The organism is Vibrio sinus, assembly GCF_023634645.1.
In the GTDB taxonomy this organism is placed as follows: Bacteria; Pseudomonadota; Gammaproteobacteria; order Enterobacterales; family Vibrionaceae; genus Vibrio; species Vibrio sinus.
Window position 1 is genome coordinate 106589 of the sequence record NZ_JAMKMR010000013.1, and the last position, 26952, is coordinate 133540.

The following is a 26952-nucleotide window of genomic DNA, read 5'->3' on the forward strand; positions in this document are numbered from 1 at the left end:
ATGAGCCAGTTTTCCCATATTAATCAATCGGGCGAAGCCAATATGGTGGATGTTTCCGTGAAAGCGGAAACAGCACGAGAAGCTCGAGCAGAAGCTTATGTGGACATGTCTGCACAGACCTTGCAGCTGATTTTGTCAGGTAGTCATCATAAAGGTGACGTGTTCGCGACGGCTCGAATCGCGGGTATACAAGCGGCCAAGAAAACCTGGGATCTGATTCCTTTGTGCCACCCGCTGTTGCTGTCTAAAGTTGAAGTCCATATTGAGGCGATAGAAAGCGAAAGTTGTGTACGTATCGAATCTGTTTGTAAGCTTTCGGGTAAAACCGGAGTAGAAATGGAGGCACTCACTGCGGCATCAGTGGCTGCGCTGACCATATACGATATGTGCAAGGCAGTTCAAAAGGATATGGTGATTCGCACCACTCGGTTACTGGAAAAGTCAGGCGGTAAATCGGGGCATTTTAAGGTACAAGAATGATTAAAGTTTTATTTTTTGCGCAAACGCGAGAATTAATAGGACAAGACTCGATTGAGTTAGAGTCCAGTTTTACCACCGTCGAAGAGGTGCGTGGCCATCTGGCTTCTCGACCTGGAAAATGGGAGCTAGCATTGAGCAAAGGTAAGCTTTTAGCCGCCGTAAACCAAGAAATTGTCCCGTTAGAAAAGGTCATTAACGATGGTGATGAAATTGCCTTTTTCCCACCAGTGACAGGGGGGTAATGTGGCGATTAACATTTCCGTTCAAACAGAACCCTTTTCGATTGCTGATGAATACGAAACGTTATCCGCGGATAGCGCTTCAGGCGCTATCGTCACTTTTGTCGGCAAGGTTCGCGACATGAACTTGGGGGACGATGTCACGGGCCTTCACTTGGAGCACTACCCAGGAATGACGGAAAAATCCTTGCGTAATATTTGTGAGCAGGCCGCGGTGCGCTGGCCACTAACAGATATCACGGTGATTCACAGAGTGGGAAGCTTAGGTGTCGGCGATCAAATCGTATTTGTCGGTGTTGCGAGTGCACACCGTCAGGCGTCTTTTGAATCTTGTGAGTTCATTATGGATTACCTTAAAACCAAAGCACCGTTCTGGAAAAAAGAGCGGACGAGCTCTGATGAACGCTGGATTGAATCTCGGGAGTCAGATCAACACGCGGCTAAGCGTTGGCAAACTTAGCACAGATCCAATATCGCCTTCTTTTTCAGAGGCATAATGCAAAGCTTGTTCAAAGTGCGGTGAGAAAGTTTGATAGGCTTCACCTATTAGCAAAATTAGTGAAATCAATTTAGTAAAATAAGGAAATTAAACAACAATTAAGATATAGATATTTTTTATTATTTTAGTCTCAGGAGATACCGAATGGAATCGCTCAAAGTTCAAGACTACATGACGACAAAAGCCGTCACCTTCAAACCTGAAATGTCGTTAAGTGCTGCACTGGAAAAAGTGATGAAATCTCCGCATATGGGTGGCCCGGTGATTAATGACAAAGAAGAAGTGATCGGATTTTTATCCGAACAAGACTTATTAGAAAAGCTGGTGAAGGTCAGCTATTTCTGTCAGGACACGCATATTGTTGGCGATTGTATGCACAGCGAAGTGCTTTCTGTATCTCCAGATACCAGCATTATTGAACTGGCAGACAAAATGAAAGTAGGGAAACCGAAAGCGTATCCCGTTGTCGATAAGGGAAAATTAGTTGGTATTATCACTCGATCTGATGTATTAAAGGCTATCGGGAAGAATCTAAATGATTGTTTTCAACATCCAGTATAACTTGATGCACGTGTGGGCCGAAAAATGGGCCCAGCTCGAAACACGCATCTAAACGATATTCTAGATTGAGGCGCATATAGCGCCTTTTCTTTTTGGGGATTTGTATGTCTAAGCACCACGCAAAATTTGTCGAAGGCTCCACCATGAAGCACATCTTAGTGATGACTGGGGCAGGTTCGGTGGGTTTAATGGGCCTTTTTGTCGTTGACCTATTAGATATGCTGTTTATCAGTATGTTAGGGCAAGTGGAGCTGGCAGCTGCTATTGGATTTGCAGGCACATTGGTGTTTTTCTCTACTTCCATTTCAATTGGCACTTCTATTGCGATGGGGGCATTGGTATCTAAAGCCATTGGGGCCAAGCAGAGACAAAAGGCAAGAGAGATCGGCACCAGCGTAATAATTACCGCATTTTGCATTAGTACCATTGTGAGCATCGTTATGTATGCTTTTATTCCTGAGCTGTTACATGCGATAGGGGCGCGGGGGTATGCAGCAGAGCGAGCGGCGGACTATCTAAGAATTCTCATTCCATCAGGCCCATTTCTTTCTTTGGCGATGTCTTGTGGCTCTGGCCTTAGAGCGGCTGGCGATGCAAAACGTTCTATGTGGTCGAAGCTTTATGGTGGGATTGTAAACGCCGCGCTTGATCCTTTGTTTATTTTTGGCTTTGGTTGGAACGTAGAAGGGGCGGCGATCGCTTCTGTCATAGCTAGGTTTACGGTATTGTTTTTCTCCATGTACCCGCTTATCAAAGTCTATGACTTACTTGCGATGCCTTCGCTGTCTAAATGGCTTCGCGATTTAAGGTCGATATGCTCAATAGCGGTGCCTGCAATTATTACGAATACGGCAACACCGATAGGAAACGCCATTATTACGGCATTTATCGCAAAATTTGGCGAAGATTTCGTTGCGGGTTATGCGGTGATCGGCCGGGTCGTCCCTGTGAGTTTTTGTATTGTTTTTGCTCTATCAGGGGCAATAGGGCCAATCATAGGTCAAAACTTTGGTGCAGAGAGGTTTGACCGGATTAAAGAGACACTCAAAAACTCCATTGTTGTCACCGTCATGTACGTCATCGTCGTGTGCATCATTTTGTATTTTGCTCAAGGGTTGATCATTGACGGCTTCAAACTGACTGGTGACGCTGCCATTATTGTGGCGACGTTCTGTACATATATTGCTATTAGCTACGTATTTAATGGCATATTGTTCGTTGCCAATGCGTCATTCAACAACTTGGGGAAACCCTTGTATTCCACTGCATTGAATCTGGGGAAAGCGACAGTTGGAACCTATCCGTTTGTTTATTTCGGGGCACATATGGCAGGAGCTGTGGGCGTGTTGTATGGAAGCGCAATCGGCACCGTGGTATTTGGCTCTCTTTCTACTTTAGTGCTGAGAAGGCATGTTAATCACCTGATGCGTGGTGACGAAGTGGAGGTTGATAATGACCCTGCGATAAAATGTGTCAATACTCAACCATTTTGTTCCCATGACGCAATGTTGATAGAAGAAGTCAGCGCAGCAACAAAAAATAAAGAAAATGAATAACAGCTCTTGACCTTGGAGTATGCTCCAAGGTTTACACTTAGTGTAAATAGACAGATGGAGATCGAATATGTGCACTAAACATCAAGCATGTCGTTCAAACAAACAAGTATTTAATCCAGGCGCGCCAGTTACGTGTTCGTCGCCGAAGATCGCCTCCATTCAGGCTGAAGGAGTTGCTCAGACTGGCTCTTGCTGTAGTGGTGGTACTTGCTCTGCAACGGTGGAGGCCTCCGCTCCTGATGAGGAAAGTGAGCGGCGAACGTTAGACCGCTCAGTAGTCACTAGAAACTGGTTGATTGAAGGTATGGACTGTCCTTCATGTGCCAGTAAGATTGAAACCGCGGTGGCCAACATTGAAGGTGTCGTTGAAACAAAAGTCCTGTTTGCCACTGAAAAACTAGTGGTGAAGCTCAAAGACGCGAATATAGCCGAGCGAGTGGAAAGTACGGTTAAAAAAACGGGTTTCTCACTCAAGCAGAGCGTCAAAGCTTCCGCTACCAATAAGTCACCGAGCAGCAAACTCAAACAAATTATCGACAATAGCCACCTTATCTCTGTTGCGTTGGCTGTTGTGGTTGCTGCGTCTCTCAAGCCTTTTTATCCTCTTGCCAGTGAGTGGTTATTTATCTTCACCTGTCTTATCGGCCTTTATCCGATTGGCAAAAAAGCCATACGTTTAGCAATATCAGGCACACCTTTTTCTATTGAAACATTGATGAGTGTTGCCGCTCTGGGTGCACTGTATTTAGGTGACACTACAGAAGCGGCAATGGTATTGCTGCTGTTTTTAATTGGTGAAAGATTGGAAGCTTTCGCGGCTTCGCGAGCTCGCAGTGGGGTTCAAGCCCTGATGGAGTTGGTGCCAGAGACTGCAACCAAGATTGTCAACGGCGAGCGTGTTGAAGTTTCCGCCAGTGACCTGCAACCAGGAGACGTTATAGAAGTCGCTCCAGGTGCCAGGTTGCCTGCTGACGGTAACTTGCAAGGCGTAGCAGCCAGTTTTGATGAAAGCGCCCTCACAGGTGAATCGATCCCGGTAGAACGTTACCAGGGGGATGCGGTCATGGCAGGCTCTGTGGTGGTCGATAAAGTGGTTCGCTTTGTGATTACCTCTGAACAGGGTGAGAACTCCATCGATCGTATCTTGCATTTGATTGAAGAAGCCGAATCTAAAAAAGCGCCACTTGAGCGATTCCTAGACAAGTTTAGCCGTTGGTATACGCCAGCGATGATGTTGCTTGCCTTAGCGGTGGTGATAGTGCCTCCATTGATGTTTAATCAACCATGGGATACTTGGATTTACCGTGGTTTAGCCATGCTGCTGATTGCGTGCCCATGTGCTTTAGTTATTTCAACACCTGCAGCCATTACCTCAGGTTTGGCCACTGCTGCTCGTCGTGGGGCTTTGATTAAAGGTGGTGCAGCGCTAGAGCAGCTTGGCAAGGTTGAAACGATCGCCTTTGATAAAACGGGCACACTGACTAAGGGTAAGCCTGAGGTAACGAATATTATTCCATTGGCTGAGATGGAAGAAGGTGAACTCTTACAAGCAATTGCTTCGATTGAAGTGGGTTCGAGCCACCCTCTTGCGATTTCTTTGGTGAAAAAAGCGCAAGCTCTTGGCATTGATCTTCCTGAAGCTGCAGACAAGCAGGCGCTGATTGGTAGTGGGGTGACTGGCTTAGTTGATAATGTACGTTTTAGTGCAATCGCGCCAAGCAAGTTAGCCATCGAACTTGATGCCGATGTTGAAGCTCAGGTGCAGCAACTTGAAATGGAAGGCAAAACGGTGGTTGTTGCCTTGAGAAACGACACCGAGGTGGCTGGTTTAATCGCTTGGCAAGACACATTGAGAGAAGATGCAGAACAAGCCGTGCGTACGCTCAAGTCTTTGGGTGTTCATTCGATAATGCTAACCGGCGATAATCCTCGTAGCGCACAAGCTATGAGCTCGCGAATCGGTATAGATTTCAAAGCGAGTCTATTGCCACAAGACAAGGTCTCTTACGTAGAGCAACTATCTGAGCAGCATCAAGTCGCTATGGTTGGAGACGGCATCAATGATGCGCCAGCGATGAAAGCGGCCAGTATTGGTATTGCGATGGGAGGAGGAACGGATGTTGCGTTAGAGACAGCAGACTCGGCCATTACTCACAATCGTTTGGTGGAGCTGGCGGGTATGATAGAGCTATCTCGTGCGACGTTAGCCAACGTTAAACAAAATATTACGTTAGCCATTGGCACCAAAGCCATCTTTTTGGTCACAAGCTTACTAGGGCTCACAGGCTTGTGGGCTGCGGTTCTAGCCGACAGTGGTGCGACCGCTTTGGTGACGCTCAATGCACTGCGTTTATTACGTTTTAAATCAAAATCAGACCAGATCAAACCTAGTCAACACAGCAAGTAGAACTCTACTCGACCTTTCAATATTCGCGCCTACGTTATCGTAGGCGTTTTTTGTTGTTGCATATATGTAAATGTGATGCAAAACGATTAACTGTGCAATTGTGAATAGTATATAAATTTCAATTGTGAGATTTATCACTTAATTCCTTCAAATTGAGCGATACATTGCGGTTATGTATCTCGAACTAATATAAAGGCACTGAAGCCAACAAATAAGGAGTTCACATGTCTGAATCTGTATTCCACCTAGGCGTTAATCAATCTGACATTAAAGGAGCAACGTTAGCAATCATTCCGGGCGATCCTGCGCGAGTAAAAAAGATCGCTGAATTATTAGACAACCCAGTTTTTCTTATTAGTCAACGTGAATACACCTTGTACTTGGGTGAGCTAGAAGGCCAATCTGTGGTGGTTTGCTCGACAGGTATCGGTGGGCCTTCTACTTCTATTGCGGTTGAAGAGCTTGCACAGCTTGGTGTCACACACTTTCTTCGTGTGGGTACAACGGGCGCTATCCAACCACATGTTAACGTGGGTGAAATCATAGTCACGACTGGATCAGTACGATTAGATGGTGCCAGCCAACACTTTGCACCTTTAGAGTTCCCAGCGGTTCCAGATTTTGATATCACTGCGGCAATGCGTGAAGCGGCACTTGAGTCTGGCTCTAACGTCCATATGGGTGTCACCGCATCTAGCGATACATTCTATCCTGGTCAAGAGCGCTACGATACCTTTTCTGGTCGAGTGGTAAGGCGTTTCCAAGGTTCCATGAATGAATGGCAAGAGATGGGCGTGCTGAACTTTGAAATGGAGTCCGCCACACTGCTGACCATGTGTGCAAGCTCTGGCTTGAAAGCGGGTTGTGTCGCAGGTGTGTTAGTGAATCGAACCAAGCAAGAAATTCCGAATCATGAAACGCTCAAAGAAACCGAAATCCGCTCTATCAGCGTAGTGGTAGAAGCGGCACGTAAACTATTGAAATAATTTACGTGATGGGGCCTGAGTCCACGGTGTTTAACCTTAGCTTATCTGATGCTAGGTGACTTAGGCTCTTTATGGTGAGAGCGAACTTTCTAGTTTGAAGTTGTATTTGCTTCGCTTGGGGTTTAATTTTTTCGATAGAGATCGAAAATTGACTAAACTCCAATCGTTGTTAGAGAGTAGTGGGAGATAGAGCGCCATATTGTTGGAGTGTAAAACACTCATCCGAGATAAAAAGCTTACCCTCTCAGTCGCAAAATCGATACCACTTAAGTAGTCATAGACGAGAGTCAGCGCCCAGCCTCCTTCCATAAAGTGCCCGCCAAGATTGCACGATAGTTTGTCTTCTTTGAGGGCAGCTAGACCCTGTGCAGACCAGTCTATACCTCCGATAACAATGTCTATGCCAGGCTTCCTTTTGATACTTTCTAAACCTTGTACGGCTCCAATCGCCATTTCATCATTGGCTGCCCACAATACATTGGTATTTGGATATCGTGATACCATCCAAACAGTTTTATCTTTTGCTTGATTAAGATCCCAGTTGGCTGGTGCGGTTTGTTTAAGTACCACATTCCTTCTTTCAGCAATGGCTTTGTTTAATCCTTGGTTGCGAAAAGACCCGGCGAAATCCGCTAAGGTGCCATCTAATCCAATAGCGGTTAATTGCCGGTTCTCATTGTAAAGGCCTTTATCTTCCGCTGTATCAAATAAGCACATCGCAAGATCATAGCCAGCCAGTGCCTCATCTGGGAGCATTTGGCCGATCCAGAATTTATATTTGGTCCTTGGTTCTAAAGGTTCTGACGTAATACCTGCATTAAAAATAAAAGCAGGGATACGATACTTTTCCGCAAGCTCAAGCATAGACACGCCATTTTGCTTTAAAACAGGAAATAAGACCGCATCAGGTTTTCGAGCTGATTCCGCCACCTCTATAAACTGTTTGGTCATGCCTAGCCGGCTTCTCGCTGCGTATGATACTTGTAGATCAATGCCAAGATCGTCACTTGCAGTTTGCATAACATCGGTGACATGGGCCCAAAACAAATCTGAAGAATCACTCGGGTTAAAAAAGTGAACCAGAGGGCGCTGTGCTAAAGCAGATATCGAATAAGTGGTTATAAAACAGACCACTAAAAGGTGCAAAAAGACTTTCATTTGTGACTTGCCAATACTATGTGCGAGTGCTTCTTCTGTAGTTATTATAGACCTTGACATGATCCGTGTTTGACTGGTGCTAGTATTGATAGAAGTAATGTTTAGGTGGATGTCTCATCTACATCTACCCAGTTGCGAGGAGCTACGCCATGACCAAGGCACTCTTGACTTATATACCAAAGCTCACCCGTGGAAGAGGCTGGTGCAGCTGTTCAGTGAGATCGGATAAAATTTGGTCATACACTCTGGCAATGTTGAGAGAAATATCTGAGGTGAGTTGATAAAGTACGTCAACGTCTCTTTCGAATTCTGGATTATTGATAAGCTCTTCTAGAGTGTGCAGCGCTTTGCTGCATGCGGGTGAGGTGAGGGTCAGAGGTGAGATGATGGAAAGTAGGTTTATTTTACGCCGCATTTTATCGCAATAAAACTTGGAGCGCTCAAACCCTTCGATGCTGTGGATGTCTTGAATGGAGATTCTTAACTGAGTCAGGACTTCCATTGAGTCTGCAACTTGCTGCCAGTTTCTATGGTATTCGTTGCTCAAATCTTCTCTCGCAGCTTGCACTAACCAAGTAATCACAACTTCATCGATAAGAAATAGGCAATGACGAATGGCTTTGCCATGAATCATTTGGTTGCGAGCGATGCTACGCTCTTGCCAGCCTTTTCCGAGTGAGCCTAGCATAAGCTGAAAAACGCGATAGTTAGATTTGTTGTCGAAAGGAGAAATAGCAATGAGCTGGTTTGATTTTTCCAGCAATTTTGCTTCCAAGGTGGACATGTCTGGTTGTGTCTCTTCTCGCAAGGCAAGCCAATAATGGCTGTGGCTTCTACTTTGCCTAATAAGGAGCAGAATTTCTCTTAGCATCACAACTACTTCGTACTTGTTGGCAAAGGTGGTGTGGCGCTGTTTGGCGATAAACATCATAGCGAGCAAGATGCTGAACGACACCAAGATTGATATCAAAATGAACATGGTTGCTCCTTACTAACATAATGTGATTAATCTCAAATACCTATGCTACTAAGCAGGTATCGTGCCATTACGAAATCTAGGAAATTCAACCTATTATAGAGAAGAGAGGCTTAGCAATGAGTCAAATTGGTGCAAGCTGCCCGAAAAAAGAAAGCCCTAGCGTTTTGTCGCTAGGGCTTTTAAGGTTGAGATTGGTCAGTGTGTTACATGACACGCATACCAGGTTGGGCACCTTCGTGCGGTTCAAGTATCCATAGATCGCTGCCACCAGGGCCAGCGGCCAGAATCATGCCTTCTGACATTCCGAACTTCATTTTACGTGGCTTGAGGTTCGCAACCATGACGGTGAGCTTTCCTTCAAGCTCCTCTGGTTTATACGCAGACTTGATACCAGAGAAAACTTGGCGGGTTTCACCACCGATATCAAGCTGGAATTTCAACAGCTTGTTTGCTTTCGGCACTTCTTCACAAGAAATAATACGAGCGATACGCATGTCTACTTGCGCAAAGGCATCAAATTCTATTTCTTCGGCAATCGGGTCTTTGCTGAGCTCTGTTTCACTTTTCGCGGCTTCTGCTTTCTCTTTAACCGCCGCTTCTGCCGCTGCATCTTCTTTAGATGCTTCTACCATCGCTTCTATCTTCTTAGGGTCAATGCGGTTAAATAGCGCTTTGAACTTAGTAATAGTATGGCCTGTAAGAGGCGATTGCATGCCCTGCCAAGTCAGCTCTTCATTTAGGAAAGACTCTGAACGTGCGGCAAGCTCTGGCATAACAGGTTTTAGATAGGTCATCAACACGCGGAATAGGTTAATACCCACTGAGCAGATATCTTGTAGCTCTTGATCTTTACCTTCCTCTTTTGCCACTACCCATGGGGCCTTTTCATCGACGTACTGGTTTGCTTTGTCGGCTAGTGCTGTGATTTCACGGATCGCACGACCAAATTCACGAGTCTCAAAAAGCTCAGCGATGCGGTCAGCGGCTTCAACAAACTCATTGTAAAGTTCAGGCTCTGCAAATTTATCCGAAAGCTTGCCGTCAAAACGTTTACTGATGAAACCCGCGTTACGGGAAGCAAGGTTGACAATTTTATTAACCACATCAGCGTTTACACGTTGAGTGAAATCTTCAAGATTAAGATCTAAATCGTCAATGCGGCTATTTAGTTTAGCGGCGTAGTAGTAACGTAGGCATTCAGGGTCAAGGTGATCTAAATACGTGCTGGCTTTAATAAATGTCCCTTTGGATTTAGACATTTTCGCGCCATTGACGGTGACATAGCCGTGAACAAATACATTGTTGGGTTTACGGAAACCAGAGCCTTCCAGCATGGCAGGCCAGAACAGGCTGTGGAAATAAACAATGTCTTTACCAATGAAGTGATACAGCTCGGTTTTGCTGTCTTTATTCCAGTATTCGTCAAAATCGAGGTCATCACGTTTGTCACACAGGTTCTTAAATGAGCCCATGTAGCCGATAGGAGCATCAAGCCAAACGTAGAAGAACTTATCTTTCTCTCCAGGTATCTCGAAGCCGAAATATGGCGCATCGCGAGAAATATCCCACTGCTGCAAACCCGACTCAAACCATTCCTGCATTTTGTTGGCGGTTTCAGATTGCAATGTGCCCGAGCGAGTCCACTCTTTTAGCATGCTTTCAAACTGAGGCAGGTCAAAGAAAAAGTGTTCAGAGTCTTTCATGACAGGCGTCGCGCCGGACACCGCTGATTTAGGGTTAATCAGCTCAGTTGGGCTGTAAGTTTCACCACAGTTGTCGCAGTTGTCGCCGTATTGGTCTTCGGACTTACATTTTGGGCAAGTACCTTTGACGAAGCGATCAGGTAGAAACATCTCTTTTTCAGGATCGTACAACTGAGAAATCGTGCGGCTAGAGATAAAGCCATTTTTCTTAAGTTGTAGATATACCTGAGACGCTAACTCTCGGTTTTCTTCAGAGTGAGTGCTGTGGTAGTTGTCGAAACTGATGTCGAATCCAGCGAAATCTTTTTGGTGCTCTTCACTTGCTTTAGCAATCAACTCTTCAGGCGACATTCCCATCTGCTGTGCTCTAAGCATGATTGGGGTACCGTGAGTGTCATCGGCACAGATAAAGTTCACTGTGTTGCCGCGAAGGCGTTGATAGCGTACCCAAATATCCGCTTGAATATGCTCTAGCATATGACCAAGGTGGATTGAACCGTTTGCATACGGTAGGGCGCAAGTTACCAAAAGTTTTCTTGGATCGTTTGCCATACTTATTATTTCGCTTTTCAATAGGTCTACAAAAATGTTGAGTAATACTAACCTATGAATCCCCTAATTCAAAGAACTCTGCGCAACGAAAAACCATACAGACAAAGGGTGTTGTGCGGGGTAGTGAAATGGTAGCATTACGCCAAACGGAGGACATATGCGCCAGTTAAATTCCAAACAAGATTTTTATCAATGGTTGAATGAGTTTCAATCTAAGCAATTAGCGACGGGCTGGGCCGAAAAGCCGGGTGTACTGACAGTAAAAGATGGCAATGAGGTCGCAATCGTTTTGCCGTTTTGTTCCAACTCAGTTGAAAAAGAGCTCAATGAGTGGATAAGCCAACAAATTGAACAAAAGATTGTTGCCGATATCAACGTCAACATATCCACGCAAGTGAAATCACTGCAATCTCACGTAACTCAATACGTAAAAGGTGTGAAAAACATCATTGCGGTCACGTCAGCAAAAGGTGGGGTAGGCAAATCAACGACCTCTGTCAATTTGGCCTTGGCGATGGCTAATAGCGGTGCAAAAGTTGGCTTGTTGGATGCGGATATTTATGGCCCGTCTGTTCCTATGATGTTAAACCAAGAAGACGCAAGACCATTAGTGCGAGATAATAAATGGATGCAACCTATTTCTGCCTATGGTTTATATACCCACTCGATAGGCTATGTCGTCGATAAAGAGCAAGCCGCCGTTTGGCGTGGCCCAATGGCATCCAAAGCACTAAGCCAATTGCTTGAAGAAACCGAATGGCCCGATCTTGACTATTTGGTTATCGATATGCCACCAGGTACGGGCGATATTCAATTAACCCTATCACAAAAAATTCCTGTGACTGCTGCAGTGATTGTCACTACGCCGCAAGACTTGGCACTGGCCGATGCTCGTAAAGGGGCAAACATGTTTGAGCAGGTTAATGTTCCAGTTGTCGGCATGGTGGAAAACATGAGTTATCACATCTGTAGTCAATGTGGCCACCACGAAGCGATTTTTGGTCAAGGTGGCGCTGAGAAAATGGCGAAAGATTATGGGCTTTCTCTTTTAGCGCAAATCCCACTGCACATTGCGATGCGTGAAGACATCGATCAAGGTAAACCAACAGTTGTTGCCAGACCTGGCAGCGAACACGCACAATATTATCTAGACTTAGCAGATACGGTATGTAGTCGTATGTACTGGCAAGGCAAAGTAAGGCCCGATTCCATCGCCTTTACCGCTGTGGAATAGTGAAATGCCTTAGGTGAAAAGCTAACTTGGCTCCTTGCTATGAGCTCAGATGTATGACGACAGAATAAACTTACGCTAAAAGGCGAACAGGCTCTAGCATCTGGAGAGCGAAGTCCTTATAATCGGGCGGTTTTGCGAAGGGGGAGGGCTGTGAACGGTAAGTTCAATCGTCATTACCTCCTTAAATCTTTACCATATTGTCATCAGGTGCGATAGATAATGTCTATTAAGAATCAATGTGTCATCGTCGGTATAGCTGGCGCCTCTGCTTCTGGAAAGAGTTTAATTGCCAGTACTATCTACAATGAGCTGCGTGCTAAGGTCGGTGATCACGAAATTGGCGTCATTAAAGAAGATTGTTATTACAACGATCAAAGTCACCTAAGTATGGAAGAACGGGTAAAGACCAATTATGACCACCCTAAAGCGATGGACCATGAGCTGCTGTGCTCACACCTAGAGCAGTTAATCGATGGACATTCAGTGGAAGTGCCTGAGTATAGCTATGCGGAACATACCCGTATGGCTGAAACGACCACTATGACACCCAAGAAAGTCATTATCCTTGAAGGAATTTTACTGCTAACCGATCCTAGGTTGCGTGAGTTGATGCATGCGACAGTGTTTATGGACACGCCTCTGGATATTTGTCTGACTCGCCGCTTAAAACGAGACGTTGAAGAGCGCAATCGAACCATGGAATCTGTACTCAAGCAGTATCAAGATACTGTTCGTCCTATGTTTATGCAGTTTATCGAGCCGTCGAAACAATACGCTGACATTATTGTGCCTCGAGGCGGTAAAAATAGAATCGCTATTGACGTTCTTAAAGCTCATATTACTAAGTTGCTCCGATCTTAACCAACAACTCACTGAGCAATCTTTATTTTTATATAGATAAGTGGCACTTTAGGTGCCACTTTCTTTTTTTAGTGCACAGAAAATTCAGAAACAAGCAAGGACAATGCGAATGAAGAAATTATTGCTGTTCATCTCCGCCATAATTATTTTGATCGTTATTGGCTTAACCGCTTTGGTCACGCTGGTGAACCCAAATCAGTTCAAGCCATTGATCGTAGAACAGGTCAAAAAGCAAACAGGATTAGAGTTAATTATCCAAGGTGATATCCATTGGCAATTTTTCCCATCGATAGGCTTGGAAATGGGGAAAACGGAGTTAAAGAACCCTAAGGGCTTCTCCAACCCGGATATGTTTAAGGTGGATAACGTTGGTGTCAGCGTATCAGTGTTGCCACTAATCGATAAAAAATTGGAAATTGGCAATGTCACGTTAAATGGCGCACAAGTAGACATCGAAACCCTCAAAGACGGACGCAAAAATATCGATGCGTTACTCAATAAAAATCAAGCCAGCGATGCTGCAACCACTACAACAGAAGCGAGCAAGCAAAGTAGTGGTAAGACCCAACCTTCAGCTAGTACAACAGATGAGGGCAAAACAGCGACTGAAAAATGGACCGTTAATCTCGCTGGAGTGACGATAGCGGACGCTAATCTACAAATTCGTGATCAACAAACAGGTAGCTTTACCAAGTTATCTAACGTGGACTTGACGTTGTCCGGCTTCGCACCGGAGCAATGGACCAAGGTGTCCTTTTCTGCAAAAGGGCAGAACAACCAACAAACCTTCTCTGCTCAAGGCAGTGCTGAATTTAAATTGTCCCAGGATTTCTCTCAGTATTCTTTGCGAGACATCGCTTTGACTAGCACGCTTAGTGCCCCAGATTTAAACGTTGAAAAATTGCAGCTGGAGCTCAACACCTTTGGGTACGATGAAGAAAACAACTTAAGTTACGCATTAAAAGGTGAGGCATCTGGCCTCAAATTTGACTTAAATGGCAAAGGGGTTCTCAGTGTTGATTACACGCTTTCAACCATAGCATTGAGCGGTTTTACTCTTGATGGCCAGCTGCAAGGTAAATCACTGCCTCAGTCTCCGTTGAAGTTAGCCATGACGTCTGCCTTGAGTTTTGATTTGACCAAGCAGCACTTATCTCTTGTACTACAGAAGTTAACCGCTAATGCTTTGGAGCTAGACGGCAAGGCAGATGTGACATTAGCGAACATCCCTAAAGTTCGTTTCAGCTTACATAGCCCAGATATCAATCTAGATGAATGGATGCCTGCAGGCACAACACAAAATCAAGCGGGTAAGCCAGCTCAAAGCAATGCAAAATCACCTTCATCGCCACAAAGTCCACCTGCTACAGTGAGTAAAGAAGTAGAGCCGGATCTGAGCGCGCTGAAAACACTTGATGTCAGTGGCACGATTTCCATCGATAAATTTCAGATGCAAAACGCCAAGATGCAAAATGTAAAAGCGAATATTTCTGTCAATCGTGGCATCGCGAAGCTGAATTCGTTCACTTCGAACCTTTATGGCGGCAGCATCAAGGCAAATGGTCAATTAAACGCCAAGTCTTCACCTGCCTCTTATCAAGTCAAAGCGAAAGTGGCTGGAGTCAAAGTTCAGCCTCTACTCAAAGATGTATTGAATAACGATAAGATAGAAGGGGTTGGCAACATCAATCTCGATCTGCATGGCAAGGGGTTAACACCGACAGGAATTAAGAAAGGGGTTGCAGGTACTGTCGATATTAGCTTCAAAGATGGTGCAGTGAATGGAATTAACGTTGCACAACTTATCCGAACCAGTTACGCGAAAATAAAGGGTGAACCAGTTGAACAGTCTGAAGGAGTGCAGAAGACCGACTTCAGCTCGATGCAAGCCACAATCAAACTGGCCAATGGTGTAGCCAGTACAAATAATTTGAGTGCCAAATCTCCTTTGCTTCGAGTGCATGGCGAGGGCTCTGCAAACTATGTCAATGAAACGGCTGATGTACTGATTCGCACTTCAATAGTGGGATCACTGAAAGGTCAGGGTGGGCAAAGTATTGATGAGCTGAAAGATGTCACCATACCAGTAAAAATTACGGGTAGCTGGTCTTCACCTAAGTATAAAGTTGTCCTAGATAATGCGCTAAAACAAAAAGCCAAAACGGAACTAGAAAAAGGTATCGACAAGCTTAATAAAAAGCTAGGAGACAAAATAAATAACGAGAAAACTAAACAGGCAGTAGATAAATTAATAAACAATTTATTTAAATAAATATACAGGCTCGGCAACGTATTTGCCGAGCCTTTATTTTATTTTTACTACATTCAATTCGGACCCCCCCATTATGTAACGGTTATGATGTTTAATTGTTGCAAAAGTTATTTGATCTACTTCGCATAATACTAATCAATTATTAACCGCTTTTTTTGATCTAACACATGTATTTGTCAACTATTTTTCTTATCCGATCAAAAATGGAACTTAGAACGAAAAATGTTCAGACAAAAACAAACATAACAAAACGACGTACTGGCAATAACTTTTACAATTTCTAACAAATTAATACGATCTAAATCACTCTTGTTCGATTTTTGTACCGAAACGATATATGAAACTAGACGTATAGATCTGATAATTTTTAAGGATTAAATAGCTAAAACTGAAATGAAAGTATTCATTTTTTGAGACTTTAATCACCCTATTAATACGGGTATCTTGGTATCGAGCCGATAAAGAATGAGTGCTGGTATCTATATTTTAAAGTGTAACTAAATGTTAACAATTTTAGTTGCAGAAGTATGTCTGCCACAAATATGTATGTTCCATAGCTATAACTCAAGGGTATATAAGAGTGACAAGCAGTACAGCAAGTGAAGATATACTTACAGCAATTAAAAGAATGTTGCGGAGTCAATTATTTTTCGGAATGCTGGCGATCCTCTATCAGATATTTTCTGAGGATGTTACTCGCATTGAATCAGCGTCTATTGGTGTAGTAGTAGCTATTATTCCAGGTTTGTTTGGAATGTATTTGGCTAGTGTTAAAGCTAAGAAGAACCCTGATGCCGATATAAAGGACCTCATACAATTTAGCAGGAAAGTTAAACTCGTTTATACCGTTATTTTGTTCGCCATTGTGTTTCGATTAATGGACGTAGAAAATATTGTTGTAATAGCAAGCTACTGTATTACATTCATCGGGTACTTCGTCTCTCCATTTTTAAATAAAAAAGAAGATGATTTAAGGATTGAAGGTGGAAAACGTACTAACCGCTCATGATTATATTGAGCACCACGAAACATTCTTCACAATAGGTAAGGGCTTTTGGTCGATTAACCTCGACTCTATGATCATGGTTTGGATTCTTGGACTGATATTTATCGGCGTATTTCGTTACGCGATATCTAAAAGTACCAAGGGTGTGCCAAGTCGTTTTCAGTGCTTTATCGAAATTGTGTTTGAGTTCGTCAACAATCTGGCTAAAGAAATATTTCAAGCTGAAGATAGGCTCATTGCCCCTTTAGCTTTGACTATATTCGTTTGGGTATTTTTAATGAATTTCATCGACTTACTACCAGTTGATTTAATTCCAGCCCTAGCTCGATCACTTGGCGTTGAACACTTTAGAGATTTACCATCAGCGGATGTGAACGTCACCATGTCAATGGCATTGGGAGTTTTTGTAGTGATGATTATCTACACTCTCAAAGCAAAAGGCATCAGTGGCTTTATAAAGGAACTAACTACTCAACCTTTTGATTCACCATTTCTTTATCCTGTGAACTTCGTACTAGAGATTGTCACTTTGATCTCTAAGCCGATTTCATTGGGTTTACGATTGTTCGGCAACATGTATGCGGGCGAAATGATCTTCATTTTGATTGCATTGATGCCTTGGTGGATTCAATGGGCACTAAGTGTACCTTGGGCATTATTCCATTTATTAATTGTTTCTTTGCAAGCATTTATATTTATGGTTCTGACCATCGTTTATATGGCCTTAGCAGTAGAAAAACACTAACTGGCCTACTTAACTAACTAATTTATTTAACCTTTATTAACTATTTTTATAATTGGAGTTTTCAATGGATATTGTAAGTGCAGTTCTATACGTTGCTGGTGCTCTACTAATTGGTTTGGGCGCGGCAGGTGCAGCTTCCGGTATCGGTAATCTAGCAGGTAAATACTTAGAAGGTGTTGCTCGCCAACCAGACCTTACTCCTATGCTACGTACTCAATTCTTTATCATGATGGGTCTTGTTGACGCGGTTCCTATGATTGGTGTTGGTATCGGTCTATATATCATCTTTGCGGTAGCGTAACTTCCTCCCTCGATTCAACTAAAGAGAACCATCAGCGAATTAAGAGAGGACGGGATGAACTTAAACGCAACCATGTTAGGTCAAGCATTATCGTTCGTGATATTTGTTTGGCTATGTATGAGATATGTCTGGCCGCCACTTAGCCAAATGCTAGATGAGCGCCAGAAAGAAGTTGCCGAAGGCATTCGTAATACTGAAATGGCGGCTAAAGAGCTTGCTTTGGCCAAAGAAAATGGCAGTTACCTTATTGATGAAGCGAAAAAAGACGTCAGTAAGATGATCGCCCAAGGTCAAAAGCGCCGTGAACAGATTATCGAAGAAGCCATTCAAGAGGCAGAGAAAGAAAAAGCCCGCATTATTGCTCAGGGTGAAGCCGAAGTCGAAAGCGAGAAAAATCGTGTTCGTCAAGAACTGAAAGACGAAATGGCTGACTTGGTAATCAATAGTGCACAGAAGCTGATCAATAAAAACTTGGATACGGATTCAAACCGTGCACTGGTTGATCAATTGATCAAAGAAATATAGTGCAATAGGGGAGCAGCATGTCCGATTTAAAAACCATTGCTTACCCATATGCCAAGGCGGCTTTTGAGTTTGCGAAAGAAAAGCAAACCCTTGATGAGTGGCTTTCTATGTTGAGCTTTGTAGCTGATGTTATGGAAAACCCACAAATCGCTGCCCAAGTAAAAAACCTTGAACAAGGTGGAAAAGACGAATCTGATCAATTTGTTCAGTTTCTTTTTTCCGTGTGCCAAGGCTTTCTCGATGATCATGTGCAAAACCTGATAAAGGTGATGGCTGAGAACCAACGCTTAATCGCAGTGCGAGATGTAAAAAGCGTGTTTGAAGAGCTAAAGAACGAAAACGACAAAATGTTAGACGCAACCGTTGTCTCCTCTGAGCCTTTGAGCGAAGAGCAGCTGAAGTTGTTAACGGAATCTCTAGAGAAAAAACTCGATAGAAAAATTACGTTAACCAACGAAGTAGACAGCGAATTAGTCGGCGGCATTGTGGTTAAGGCTGGCGAGCTCGTCATTGACGGTTCTTTGAAATCGTCCATCCATCGTCTTGCAACTAGCTTGCACATGTAATAGGTATTTGAAATGCAATTAAATTCAACAGAAATTAGCGATTTAATTAAAGAACGAATCGCAACCTTCGATGTGAGCAGTCAAGCCCGCAATGAAGGCACAATCGTATCAATCAGTGATGGCATCATCACTATCAACGGCCTAGCAGACGTGATGCAAGGCGAAATGATTGAATTGCCAGGTGGACGCTATGCATTGGCGCTTAACCTAGAGCGTCACTCCGTTGGTGCGGTTGTTATGGGTCCTTATGCTGACCTATGCGAAGGCATGAAAGTGACAGGTACTGGCCGTATTTTAGAAGTGCCAGTGGGTCCAGAACTACTTGGTCGTGTGGTGAACACACTAGGCCAGCCAATTGATGGTAAAGGTGAAATCAACGCAAGCCTACACAACGCGGTAGAAATCATTGCGCCAGGCGTAATCGACCGTAAGTCTGTTGATCAGCCAATCCAAACTGGTTATAAAGCTGTTGACTCAATGGTGCCAATCGGCCGTGGTCAGCGTGAGCTTATCATCGGTGACCGTCAGACTGGTAAAACAGCGATGGCTATCGATGCGATCATCAACCAGAAAGACTCTGGTGTTAAATGTGTTTACGTTGCAATTGGCCAAAAGGCTTCTACGATTGCTAACGTGGTACGTAAACTTGAAGAACACGGCGCGCTTGCAAATACAATCGTTGTCGTTGCGTCTGCATCTGAATCAGCTGCGCTTCAATACTTAGCACCATACGCAGGTTGTACTATGGGTGAGTACTTCCGTGACCGTGGTGAAGACGCGTTGATTGTTTATGATGATCTGTCTAAACAAGCTGTCGCTTACCGTCAAATCTCGCTGCTTCTTAAACGTCCACCAGGTCGTGAAGCGTTCCCAGGTGATGTATTCTACCTCCACTCTCGTCTACTAGAGCGTGCAGCACGCGTAAGTGAAGAGTATGTTGAAAAATTCACTAATGGCGAAGTGAAAGGTAAAACCGGTTCATTGACCGCACTACCAATCATTGAAACGCAAGCAGGTGACGTATCGGCATTCGTACCGACTAACGTAATCTCGATCACTGATGGTCAGATCTTCTTGCAAACTCAGCTATTCAACTCAGGTCTACGCCCAGCGGTTGACCCAGGTATTTCGGTATCTCGTGTTGGTGGTGCTGCGCAAACTAAGATCATCAAGAAGCTATCTGGTGGTATTCGTACTGCTCTTGCTCAATACCGTGAATTGGCAGCGTTTGCTCAGTTCTCATCGGATCTAGATGAAGCAACGAAGAAACAGCTTGACCACGGTGAGCGCGTTACTGAGCTCATGAAGCAGAAGCAATACGCACCAATGTCAGTCGCTGAGCAAGCAACGATCGTTTTTGCTGCAGAAAAAGGCTACTTGAGTGGCGTTGAGCTATCTCGCATCGGCTCTTTTGAAGAAGGCCTATTGGCACACGCTAAGTCAAATGCTCCTGAACTATTGAAGACAATCAATGAGACAGGCGCATACAACGACGATATCCAAGCTCAATTGACTAAGCTTTTGGATGACTTTGTTGCTTTGCAGTCATGGTAATCGCACCATTCTCAATTAATTAAGAGGGGAGCTAACCATGGCCAATACAAAAGAGATTCGCACTAAAATCTCGAGTGTGAAAAGCACTCAGAAGATCACCAGTGCGATGGAAATGGTGGCAGCCAGCAAAATGCGTAAGGTACAGGACAACATGGCGAAAGCCCGTCCTTACGCTGATAGCATGCGCAGAGTGATTAGCCATGTAGCATCAGGCACACTCGAGTATAGCCATCCATATCTAGAAGAGCGTGAAGCCAAGCGTGTGGCTTACATTATTATCTCTTCTGATCGAGGTTTGTGTGGTGGATTAAATACGAACCTGTTTAAACAAGTACTGGGTGAAATGGCCGAGTGGCAGAAGAAAGGTGTCGAAGTTGAAACGACACTGATCGGCTCGAAAGCTATCGGCTTTTTCCACAATGCAACCAAAGTGGTCGCACAAGCATCTGGATTAGGTGATGAGCCTAAGCTCGAAGATCTGCTAGGCACTGTGAACGCCATGTTAGAAGCGTATAACGAGGGTAAAATTGACCGTCTTTATATGGTTTACAACGAGTTTGTGAACACCATGGTGCAAAAGCCTACGGTTCAGCAGCTGCTGCCTTATCCAAAAGATGAGCAAGACTCGAAGTCAAAAGGATCTCGTTGGGACTATATCTACGAGCAAGATCCTCGAGTCATTTTGGATGACTTGGTGCATCGCTATATTGAATCTCAAGTGTACCAAGGTACGGTTGAGAACATCGCTTGTGAGCAAGCTTCTCGAATGGTTGCAATGAAAGCGGCGACAGATAACGCTGGTAAGTTGATCGAAGATCTACAACTTGTCTACAACAAAGCTAGACAAGCAGCGATCACGCAAGAATTGAGTGAGATTGTGTCGGGTGCGCAAGCGGTTTAAAGATTTCCGAGGTAAATAATGAGTATCGGTAAGATAGTAAAAGTCATCGGCGCAGTCGTTGACGTAGAATTTGAACACAACAGTGGCCCGCGCGTATATGACGCACTCCGCCTTGTTGGTGAAGAGAACACATCACTTGTTCTTGAAGTTCAACAACAACTTGGCGGTGGCGTAGTTCGTGCCATCGTTATGGGTAGCTCTGACGGTTTACGTCGTGGCATGAAAGTAGAGAATACTGGTGCGCCAATCTCTGTACCTGTTGGTACTAAGACACTTGGTCGTATCATGAACGTTCTTGGTGAAGCAATCGATGAGTGTGGTGAGATTGGTGCAGAAGAGCACTACGCTATCCACCGTGAAGCACCAAGCTACGAAGAACAATCAAACGAAACGTCTCTGTTAGAAACAGGCGTGAAAGTGATCGACTTGGTTTGCCCATTCGCTAAGGGTGGTAAAATCGGTCTGTTCGGTGGTGCGGGTGTAGGTAAGACCGTTAACATGATGGAGCTTATCAATAACATCGCACTGCAACACTCTGGTCTATCAGTATTTGCTGGTGTTGGTGAGCGTACTCGTGAAGGTAACGATTTCTACTATGAGATGCAGGAAGCGGGCGTTGTAAACGTTGAAAACCCTGAAGAATCAAAAGTAGCAATGGTTTACGGTCAGATGAACGAGCCACCGGGTAACCGTCTTCGTGTTGCTCTGACTGGCCTGACTATGGCTGAGAAGTTCCGTGACGAAGGTCGTGACGTACTGCTGTTCATCGATAACATCTATCGTTATACCCTTGCCGGTACAGAAGTATCAGCACTGCTAGGTCGTATGCCTTCAGCGGTAGGTTATCAGCCAACTCTTGCAGAAGAGATGGGTGTGCTTCAGGAGCGTATCACGTCAACTAAGCAAGGCTCTATCACGTCAGTACAGGCAGTATACGTACCGGCGGATGACTTGACTGACCCGTCTCCAGCAACCACGTTTGCTCACTTGGATGCAACCGTTGTACTTAACCGTAACATCGCAGCCATGGGTCTATACCCAGCGATTGACCCGTTAGATTCAACGTCTCGTCAGCTTGACCCTCTAGTAGTTGGTCAAGAGCACTACGATATCGCTCGTGGCGTACAGCAAACTCTGCAACGCTATAAAGAGCTGAAAGATATCATCGCTATCCTTGGTATGGACGAGCTGTCTGAAAGCGATAAGCAAGTCGTATCTCGCGCACGTAAGATTGAGCGTTTCCTCACTCAGCCTTACCACGTAGCGGAAGTCTTCACAGGTGACCCAGGCGTATATGTACCGCTGAAAGAAACACTACGTGGTTTCAAAGGTCTACTTGCTGGCGATTATGATGATATCCCTGAGCAATCTTTCATGTACTGTGGTTCGATTGACGAAGTACTAGAAAACGCGAAATCTGTCTAAGTGCGGGAGGTAACATGGCTATAGGTGTAAGTGAAAACACATTTGACCTTCAAATAGTCAGTGCGGAAGGGGTGATTTTCTCTGGTCCCGCTCACGCTCTAGCAATTTCTGGTGCTGATGGTGAGTTGGGTATTCGCCCAGGTCACTCACCATTGATCAGCAAAATAAAACCAGGTGTTGCGAGTTTCGTTTCGGACTTGAAACAACCAGAAGAAGTACTTTACGTCTCTGGTGGGTTAGTCGAAGTGCAACCTGAAGTTGTGACTGTGATGGCAGATACAGTATTGCATGGTGACGAAATTGATAAAGCAAGAGCAGAAGCTGCACGTCAGATGGCTCTTGAGAACATCAATCGTCACGATGGTGATGTTAACTTTGCTCAAGCACAGTTAGAGCTAGCAAAAGCTATCGCACAGCTACGAGTCGTGGAGCTGGTCGCTCAGCATCGTCGCTAAGTAACCACTTCAATTCCACGATATAAAAAAATCCTCCACTAAAGTGGGGGATTTTTTGTGTCTATCATCAAGTAAACGGGTTAATTACCAATCCACGCCTTTCAACGCTTTTACACCAGATTCAAAAGCATGTTTGACGTTTTTGACTTCTGAGACGGTATCGGCAACTTCGATAAGGCGTCTGTGGGCTGCTCGGCCAGTGATGATGACAGATTGCATTTTGGGGCGTTTAGCCAGTGCATCGATAACTTCGTCTAAATCGACATAGCCATAGGTAATCATATAGGTGAGCTCATCAAATAAAATCACGTCGATGGATTCATCCGCCAACCATTTTTTGCAAGTTGACCAGGTTTCTTGAGCCGCTTTAGTATCCGATTCCTTGTTTTGGGTTTCCCAAGTAAAGCCCGTTGCCATCACGCAAAACTCAACGCCCAGCTTTTCAAGCAGGTTTCGTTCTCCATTTTCCCATGTCCCTTTTATGAACTGCGCTACGGCACATGTTTTTTCGTGACCAACTGCTCGTGCAATCGTACCGAAACCAGATGTAGATTTTCCTTTTCCGTTGCCTGTGACGACCAGTACTAGTCCTTTTTCCTCTTGTGCTGCCGCGATTTTTTCATCGACTTGAGCTTTTACTTTTTGTTGTCGGGCTTTATAACGTTCGTCTTTAGTTTGTTCGTCGGCCATGGAGAATCCTATAGTGATGTCATGTTTACCTTATGCTAATTTATTCCTTAATTTTCAACAAATACAATCTTATTGAGACCAAGGTTTGAAGGGAATAAAGCGTATGAAAAAGATACTGGTTGTTTGTATGGGCAATATTTGTCGTTCTCCCACAGGCGAAGCTGTGTTAAGAACCAAGGCTTCGGAAATGGGAATAGCCGTAGAGGTTGATTCAGCAGGCACTATTGCGTATCACACGGGAAACCCTCCAGATGAGCGTGCTCGAGCGGCAGGAGAGCAAAGAGGTTATTCTTTTTCAGGCATGCGAGCTCGGCAAATAGCGCGAGATGACTTTGAAAACTTCGATATCATATTGGCGGCAGATGAAAGCAATTTGTCTGATCTCATGCGTCAATGCCCTAAAGAATATCAAACTAAGCTTTCGCTCTTTTTAAGCCATGGTGATAGTGACTATCGTGAAATACCCGACCCCTATTACGGTGGCGATGATGGCTTTGAATTGGTGCTCGATCTTATCGAGAATGCGTCCGAGCATATTTTGCAAACTCTCGGTTGAGTGTTCTGATGTCGGAGTCCACTAAACAAAGTATCCAAGATTGGATAAACCCTAAACATATATTTAGTTGATGACTATAAATAACAAGGGAATTAAAAGTTTTTATGAAAATTGAAGTATTGGAAAATCCAGAGCAAGATTTGATCGATTTTCTTGACAAGAAGATTGATGATTTTAATTGGGCTAACTGGGAGGTGGGCGAGCGTCTTCCTTTAGCTGTGCAAATTAAAAATGCTGACGGCGAGATTGTGGCTGGGGCAGCAGCCCGTTCATTTGGTGATTGGCTATTACTAGATACGTTATGGGTATCTGATGCATTGCGTGGACAAAATATCGGTAGCAAACTCCTGAAAGAAATTGAAGAGTCAGGTAAGAAACGAGGGTGTGTTAAGTGTTTACTCGATACTCTTAATTTTCAAGCTATGCCATTTTATGAAAAACATGGCTATAAAACCCAATGGGTTCAGCAGAGTTACCCTAAGACTGGGTGCAAATATTTTATGGTTAAAGAGCTGTTTTAGAACCTTCGCTTTCATAGCGAATGAATTTAAAAGACATACACCATATACACAGGGCCTACTTTTCATCATTTATGAAGAAAATAGCCTGTTCGTCTAAAGCTGTTACGGTAAGGTATGTTTATGAATGTCGGTAACAAATGATGTTGGAATCCATATGGAGAATCTTTTTTTCTTAGAGCCTTGTGTGGCCGGAAGAAGTGGTCCCGACAAAAGTATGTGGGATATTGAAAAACTAAAGTGCCATGGTGTAAGTGCAATTCTATCCGTAAATGATGCTGAAATGGTTCATGCATCTCGGATAAAGGCGTTAGGCATTGTTTACGCGCACATTCCTTTATCAAGTAATGCCCCTCCGCTAAAAGGAGACCTTGAAACATGCCTCAAAGCATTACCTCAAATAGTTAAATTTATTGAGTGTCATAGCGGTTCGGGTATTGTTGTTGTCCATTGTCGATCAGGTAAAGATAGAACAGGTTTAGCATTAGCTGCTTATCTCATAAAATCTCGAGGCTATAGTGCTCTAGAAGCTATTGAAACTATAAAAAACGTTAGATCAATTGCTTTTACCGCTCCGAATTGGGAGGAGTTTGCAAAAACTGTCTTGGGTGCGTTCCAAAAAGCATAGAAGTACACCTCTATGCCGGACAATACAGTTAACGGATATTGTAGGTTGCCAAGTGTTGGCTAGTTTCAAATGAGCGCGTATGGAGCTCGGAGCTACTGCTAGAAATATTGTCGGTGTCTTGTGCTAGATGATCAATTTGTTGATTGATCATCGTAAGGTGATGGATAAGTGCTGCCATGGATTGGCTTTGTGACTGTGAAGAGTCAACAATTCCATCATTGACTTGACTGGCTTTAGAGACATCATTGAGTGTTGTTTTGATGTCTTCCACCGCTTGTTTGATTGAGTCCACACACCCTTGACTTGCAGTGAGCCCTTCATTTGTATAGGTGATGAGCTCATTAGAAACTTGACTGAGCTCTGTAAGTATACTTTCGACCTGATCCGTCGAAGTGGAGGTTTTCTCAGCAAGGACTCTAACTTCGTCGGCGACAACGGCGAAACCACGGCCTTCTTCACCAGCTCTGGCAGCTTCAATGGCGGCATTTAACGCCAGCAAGTTGGTTTGCTCAGCAATGGTTCGAATGATGGCTAAAATCTCGCTGACCTTTTGAACTTGAGTACTGAGCTCGAAAGCTGACTCAGAAGTCGATGAGCTTTTTTTCGCCAGTGTTGTGATATCTTGCAGCGCTTTGGTGAGCCGTGATTTACCTTGCTGCGCGCTATTGACGGCTTGATTTAGTGTCTCCGAGGAAAGGCCAGCGTTAGATTTCACCGATTCCACTGAGCTGATGGTTTCTTCGCCAATCGATACCGTTTGTTTAATGTCGTTTCTCTGCGAAGTGACTTTCTTTCTTAAAGACTCTAAGTGACTTTCCACATCTTCCGCGACATTGGTCACCGCGAGCGAACCTTGGTGTATCGGGTTTAGCGTCCGTTCAATCTTATCAACAAACTTATTGATTTGATTGGCCAATAATCCTAGCTCATCATTGCGTTTAAATTGAATTCTTTTTCTTAAATCACACTCTCCAGATGCAAGCTCTTGGCACAATTCGGATAAATGATCGAGTGGATTGATAAGCACCTTCTTTAAAGTCAACACTAACACACCGACAGTGACCAAAATACATAAGGTGCCATAGAGCAAAGATTGCAGTCCAAGTGCAGCACTCAATACTTGTACTTCACTAAAGTGCCATTTAGTCAGCATAAAGCCGACTAGTTTTTTCTTTTTGCCGGACAATAGCGGAACAACCAATTCTAGGGAATCTTGATTATCATTCAGTATTTGAGTGTCTTGCCAATTAAATTGTTGCATGGATGCTGGAGCTGGTTGGTCATTAGATGAGTACAACAGCGATTTATCAACGAGAAAGATGTCTACACTTGATAGATTACCTTCGCTCGACTTAATGGCAAGATTCACCCTCTCCTCGATACTGCTGGCTTTTTTGAATTTAACCGCAGTACCGAGCTGTTCTGACAGAGAGTTGGTCGCCTGTAAGTAAGACTTCTTGCTGAGCTGATATATAGCATCAATACTACTTTTCCATGAGCTGTAGGAAATAATAGCAATTGCGATCAAAGTAAGAAGTGCAGAGCTAGCGACAACGAGTTTGTTGATAGTGAATCGCATAATGTACCCAGCCAAC

At 44.1% G+C, this 26952-nt stretch carries 27 protein-coding genes; 22 read left to right on the plus strand and 5 right to left on the minus strand.

The window, feature by feature from the left end; genetic code table 11:
• The 7 genes from moaC (at position 1) to udp (ending at position 6728) form a co-directional block, all read left to right on the plus strand.
• The gene (gene moaC / locus M9194_RS14360) at positions 1–480 is read left to right on the plus strand and encodes a cyclic pyranopterin monophosphate synthase MoaC (RefSeq protein ID WP_250613371.1); all 480 of its coding nucleotides are present in this window, start codon (positions 1–3) and stop codon (positions 478–480) included.
• Entirely contained in the window at positions 477–722 is a 246-nt protein-coding gene (gene moaD, locus M9194_RS14365) for a molybdopterin synthase sulfur carrier subunit (protein ID WP_250613372.1), read from the plus strand. Before moaC ends, moaD begins: the two co-directional genes overlap by 4 nt.
• Before the next feature lies 1 nt (position 723).
• Positions 724–1179 (plus strand): molybdopterin synthase catalytic subunit MoaE, encoded by a 456-nt coding sequence (gene moaE / locus M9194_RS14370; RefSeq protein ID WP_250613373.1) that lies wholly within the window; start codon positions 724–726, stop codon positions 1177–1179.
• Positions 1180–1362: 183 nt separating this feature from the next.
• Positions 1363–1779 carry a CBS domain-containing protein gene (locus M9194_RS14375; RefSeq protein ID WP_250613374.1) on the plus strand — a complete coding sequence of 139 codons (417 nt, stop codon included), beginning with the start codon at positions 1363–1365 and terminating at the stop codon, positions 1777–1779.
• A gap of 104 nt (positions 1780–1883) precedes the next feature.
• The gene (locus tag M9194_RS14380; protein WP_250613375.1) at positions 1884–3335 is read left to right on the plus strand and encodes an MATE family efflux transporter; all 1452 of its coding nucleotides are present in this window, start codon (positions 1884–1886) and stop codon (positions 3333–3335) included.
• Between the two features lie 67 nt (positions 3336–3402).
• Positions 3403–5742 (plus strand): zinc/cadmium/mercury/lead-transporting ATPase, encoded by a 2340-nt coding sequence (locus tag M9194_RS14385; RefSeq protein ID WP_250613376.1) that lies wholly within the window; start codon positions 3403–3405, stop codon positions 5740–5742.
• Between the two features lie 224 nt (positions 5743–5966).
• Complete coding sequence (gene udp, locus M9194_RS14390) at positions 5967–6728, plus strand: uridine phosphorylase (RefSeq protein ID WP_250613377.1); 762 nt, start codon at positions 5967–5969, stop codon at positions 6726–6728.
• A gap of 69 nt (positions 6729–6797) precedes the next feature.
• On the opposite strand, the gene M9194_RS14395 is transcribed toward udp, so the two are convergent.
• The 3 genes from M9194_RS14395 to metG form a co-directional block, all read right to left on the minus strand.
• Positions 6798–7886 carry an ABC transporter substrate-binding protein gene (locus M9194_RS14395; protein WP_250613378.1) on the minus strand — a complete coding sequence of 363 codons (1089 nt, stop codon included), beginning with the start codon at positions 7884–7886 and terminating at the stop codon, positions 6798–6800.
• Positions 7887–8055: 169 nt separating this feature from the next.
• On the minus strand, positions 8056–8865 hold the full coding sequence (locus M9194_RS14400) for a hypothetical protein (protein WP_250613379.1): 810 nt from the start codon (positions 8863–8865) through the stop codon (positions 8056–8058).
• 203 nt (positions 8866–9068) lie between these two features.
• On the minus strand, positions 9069–11120 hold the full coding sequence (metG, locus tag M9194_RS14405) for a methionine--tRNA ligase (RefSeq protein WP_250613380.1): 2052 nt from the start codon (positions 11118–11120) through the stop codon (positions 9069–9071).
• Between the two features lie 157 nt (positions 11121–11277).
• Between metG and apbC the strand changes: the two genes are divergently transcribed.
• The 12 genes from apbC to M9194_RS14465 all read left to right on the plus strand — a co-directional run bounded on the left by apbC (position 11278) and on the right by M9194_RS14465 (position 22965).
• Positions 11278–12354 carry an iron-sulfur cluster carrier protein ApbC gene (apbC, locus tag M9194_RS14410; RefSeq protein ID WP_250613381.1) on the plus strand — a complete coding sequence of 359 codons (1077 nt, stop codon included), beginning with the start codon at positions 11278–11280 and terminating at the stop codon, positions 12352–12354.
• Between the two features lie 219 nt (positions 12355–12573).
• Entirely contained in the window at positions 12574–13215 is a 642-nt protein-coding gene (gene udk / locus M9194_RS14415) for a uridine kinase (RefSeq protein ID WP_250613382.1), read from the plus strand.
• A 109-nt stretch (positions 13216–13324) separates the two neighbouring features.
• Entirely contained in the window at positions 13325–15487 is a 2163-nt protein-coding gene (locus M9194_RS14420; RefSeq protein WP_250613383.1) for an AsmA family protein, read from the plus strand.
• A 580-nt stretch (positions 15488–16067) separates the two neighbouring features.
• Positions 16068–16496, plus strand: coding sequence for an ATP synthase subunit I (locus M9194_RS14425; protein WP_250613384.1), 429 nt, complete (start codon positions 16068–16070; stop codon positions 16494–16496).
• Positions 16471–17238, plus strand: coding sequence for a F0F1 ATP synthase subunit A (gene atpB / locus M9194_RS14430; protein WP_250613385.1), 768 nt, complete (start codon positions 16471–16473; stop codon positions 17236–17238). Before M9194_RS14425 ends, atpB begins: the two co-directional genes overlap by 26 nt.
• Positions 17239–17302: 64 nt before the next feature.
• A complete protein-coding gene (gene atpE, locus M9194_RS14435; protein WP_004730405.1) occupies positions 17303–17539 on the plus strand; it encodes a F0F1 ATP synthase subunit C in 237 nt (78 codons plus the stop codon).
• A 54-nt stretch (positions 17540–17593) separates the two neighbouring features.
• A complete protein-coding gene (locus tag M9194_RS14440; RefSeq protein WP_250613387.1) occupies positions 17594–18064 on the plus strand; it encodes a F0F1 ATP synthase subunit B in 471 nt (156 codons plus the stop codon).
• Positions 18065–18081: 17 nt separating this feature from the next.
• Positions 18082–18630, plus strand: coding sequence for a F0F1 ATP synthase subunit delta (locus M9194_RS14445; RefSeq protein WP_250613388.1), 549 nt, complete (start codon positions 18082–18084; stop codon positions 18628–18630).
• A 12-nt stretch (positions 18631–18642) separates the two neighbouring features.
• Entirely contained in the window at positions 18643–20184 is a 1542-nt protein-coding gene (atpA, locus tag M9194_RS14450; RefSeq protein ID WP_250613389.1) for a F0F1 ATP synthase subunit alpha, read from the plus strand.
• A gap of 37 nt (positions 20185–20221) precedes the next feature.
• Complete coding sequence (gene atpG / locus M9194_RS14455; protein ID WP_250613390.1) at positions 20222–21085, plus strand: F0F1 ATP synthase subunit gamma; 864 nt, start codon at positions 20222–20224, stop codon at positions 21083–21085.
• Between the two features lie 18 nt (positions 21086–21103).
• Positions 21104–22510 carry a F0F1 ATP synthase subunit beta gene (gene atpD / locus M9194_RS14460; RefSeq protein WP_250613391.1) on the plus strand — a complete coding sequence of 469 codons (1407 nt, stop codon included), beginning with the start codon at positions 21104–21106 and terminating at the stop codon, positions 22508–22510.
• A 14-nt stretch (positions 22511–22524) separates the two neighbouring features.
• Positions 22525–22965, plus strand: coding sequence for a F0F1 ATP synthase subunit epsilon (locus M9194_RS14465; protein ID WP_250613392.1), 441 nt, complete (start codon positions 22525–22527; stop codon positions 22963–22965).
• 84 nt (positions 22966–23049) lie between these two features.
• Here the strand turns inward: M9194_RS14465 and cobO are convergent, their stop codons facing one another.
• Positions 23050–23655: a cob(I)yrinic acid a,c-diamide adenosyltransferase gene (gene cobO / locus M9194_RS14470; protein WP_250613393.1), complete on the minus strand. Its 606-nt coding sequence runs from the start codon at positions 23653–23655 to the stop codon at positions 23050–23052.
• 103 nt (positions 23656–23758) lie between these two features.
• On the opposite strand from cobO, the gene M9194_RS14475 reads away from it, so the two are divergent.
• From M9194_RS14475 to M9194_RS14485, 3 genes are all read left to right on the plus strand, one after another.
• Positions 23759–24211 carry a low molecular weight protein-tyrosine-phosphatase gene (locus M9194_RS14475; RefSeq protein ID WP_250613394.1) on the plus strand — a complete coding sequence of 151 codons (453 nt, stop codon included), beginning with the start codon at positions 23759–23761 and terminating at the stop codon, positions 24209–24211.
• Positions 24212–24315: 104 nt separating this feature from the next.
• Positions 24316–24732, plus strand: coding sequence for a GNAT family N-acetyltransferase (locus M9194_RS14480; protein ID WP_250613395.1), 417 nt, complete (start codon positions 24316–24318; stop codon positions 24730–24732).
• A 124-nt stretch (positions 24733–24856) separates the two neighbouring features.
• Positions 24857–25357 (plus strand): protein-tyrosine phosphatase family protein, encoded by a 501-nt coding sequence (locus M9194_RS14485; RefSeq protein WP_250613396.1) that lies wholly within the window; start codon positions 24857–24859, stop codon positions 25355–25357.
• 28 nt (positions 25358–25385) lie between these two features.
• On the opposite strand, the gene M9194_RS14490 is transcribed toward M9194_RS14485, so the two are convergent.
• Entirely contained in the window at positions 25386–26936 is a 1551-nt protein-coding gene (locus tag M9194_RS14490) for a methyl-accepting chemotaxis protein (RefSeq protein ID WP_250613397.1), read from the minus strand.
• Positions 26937–26952 lie beyond the last annotated feature (16 nt).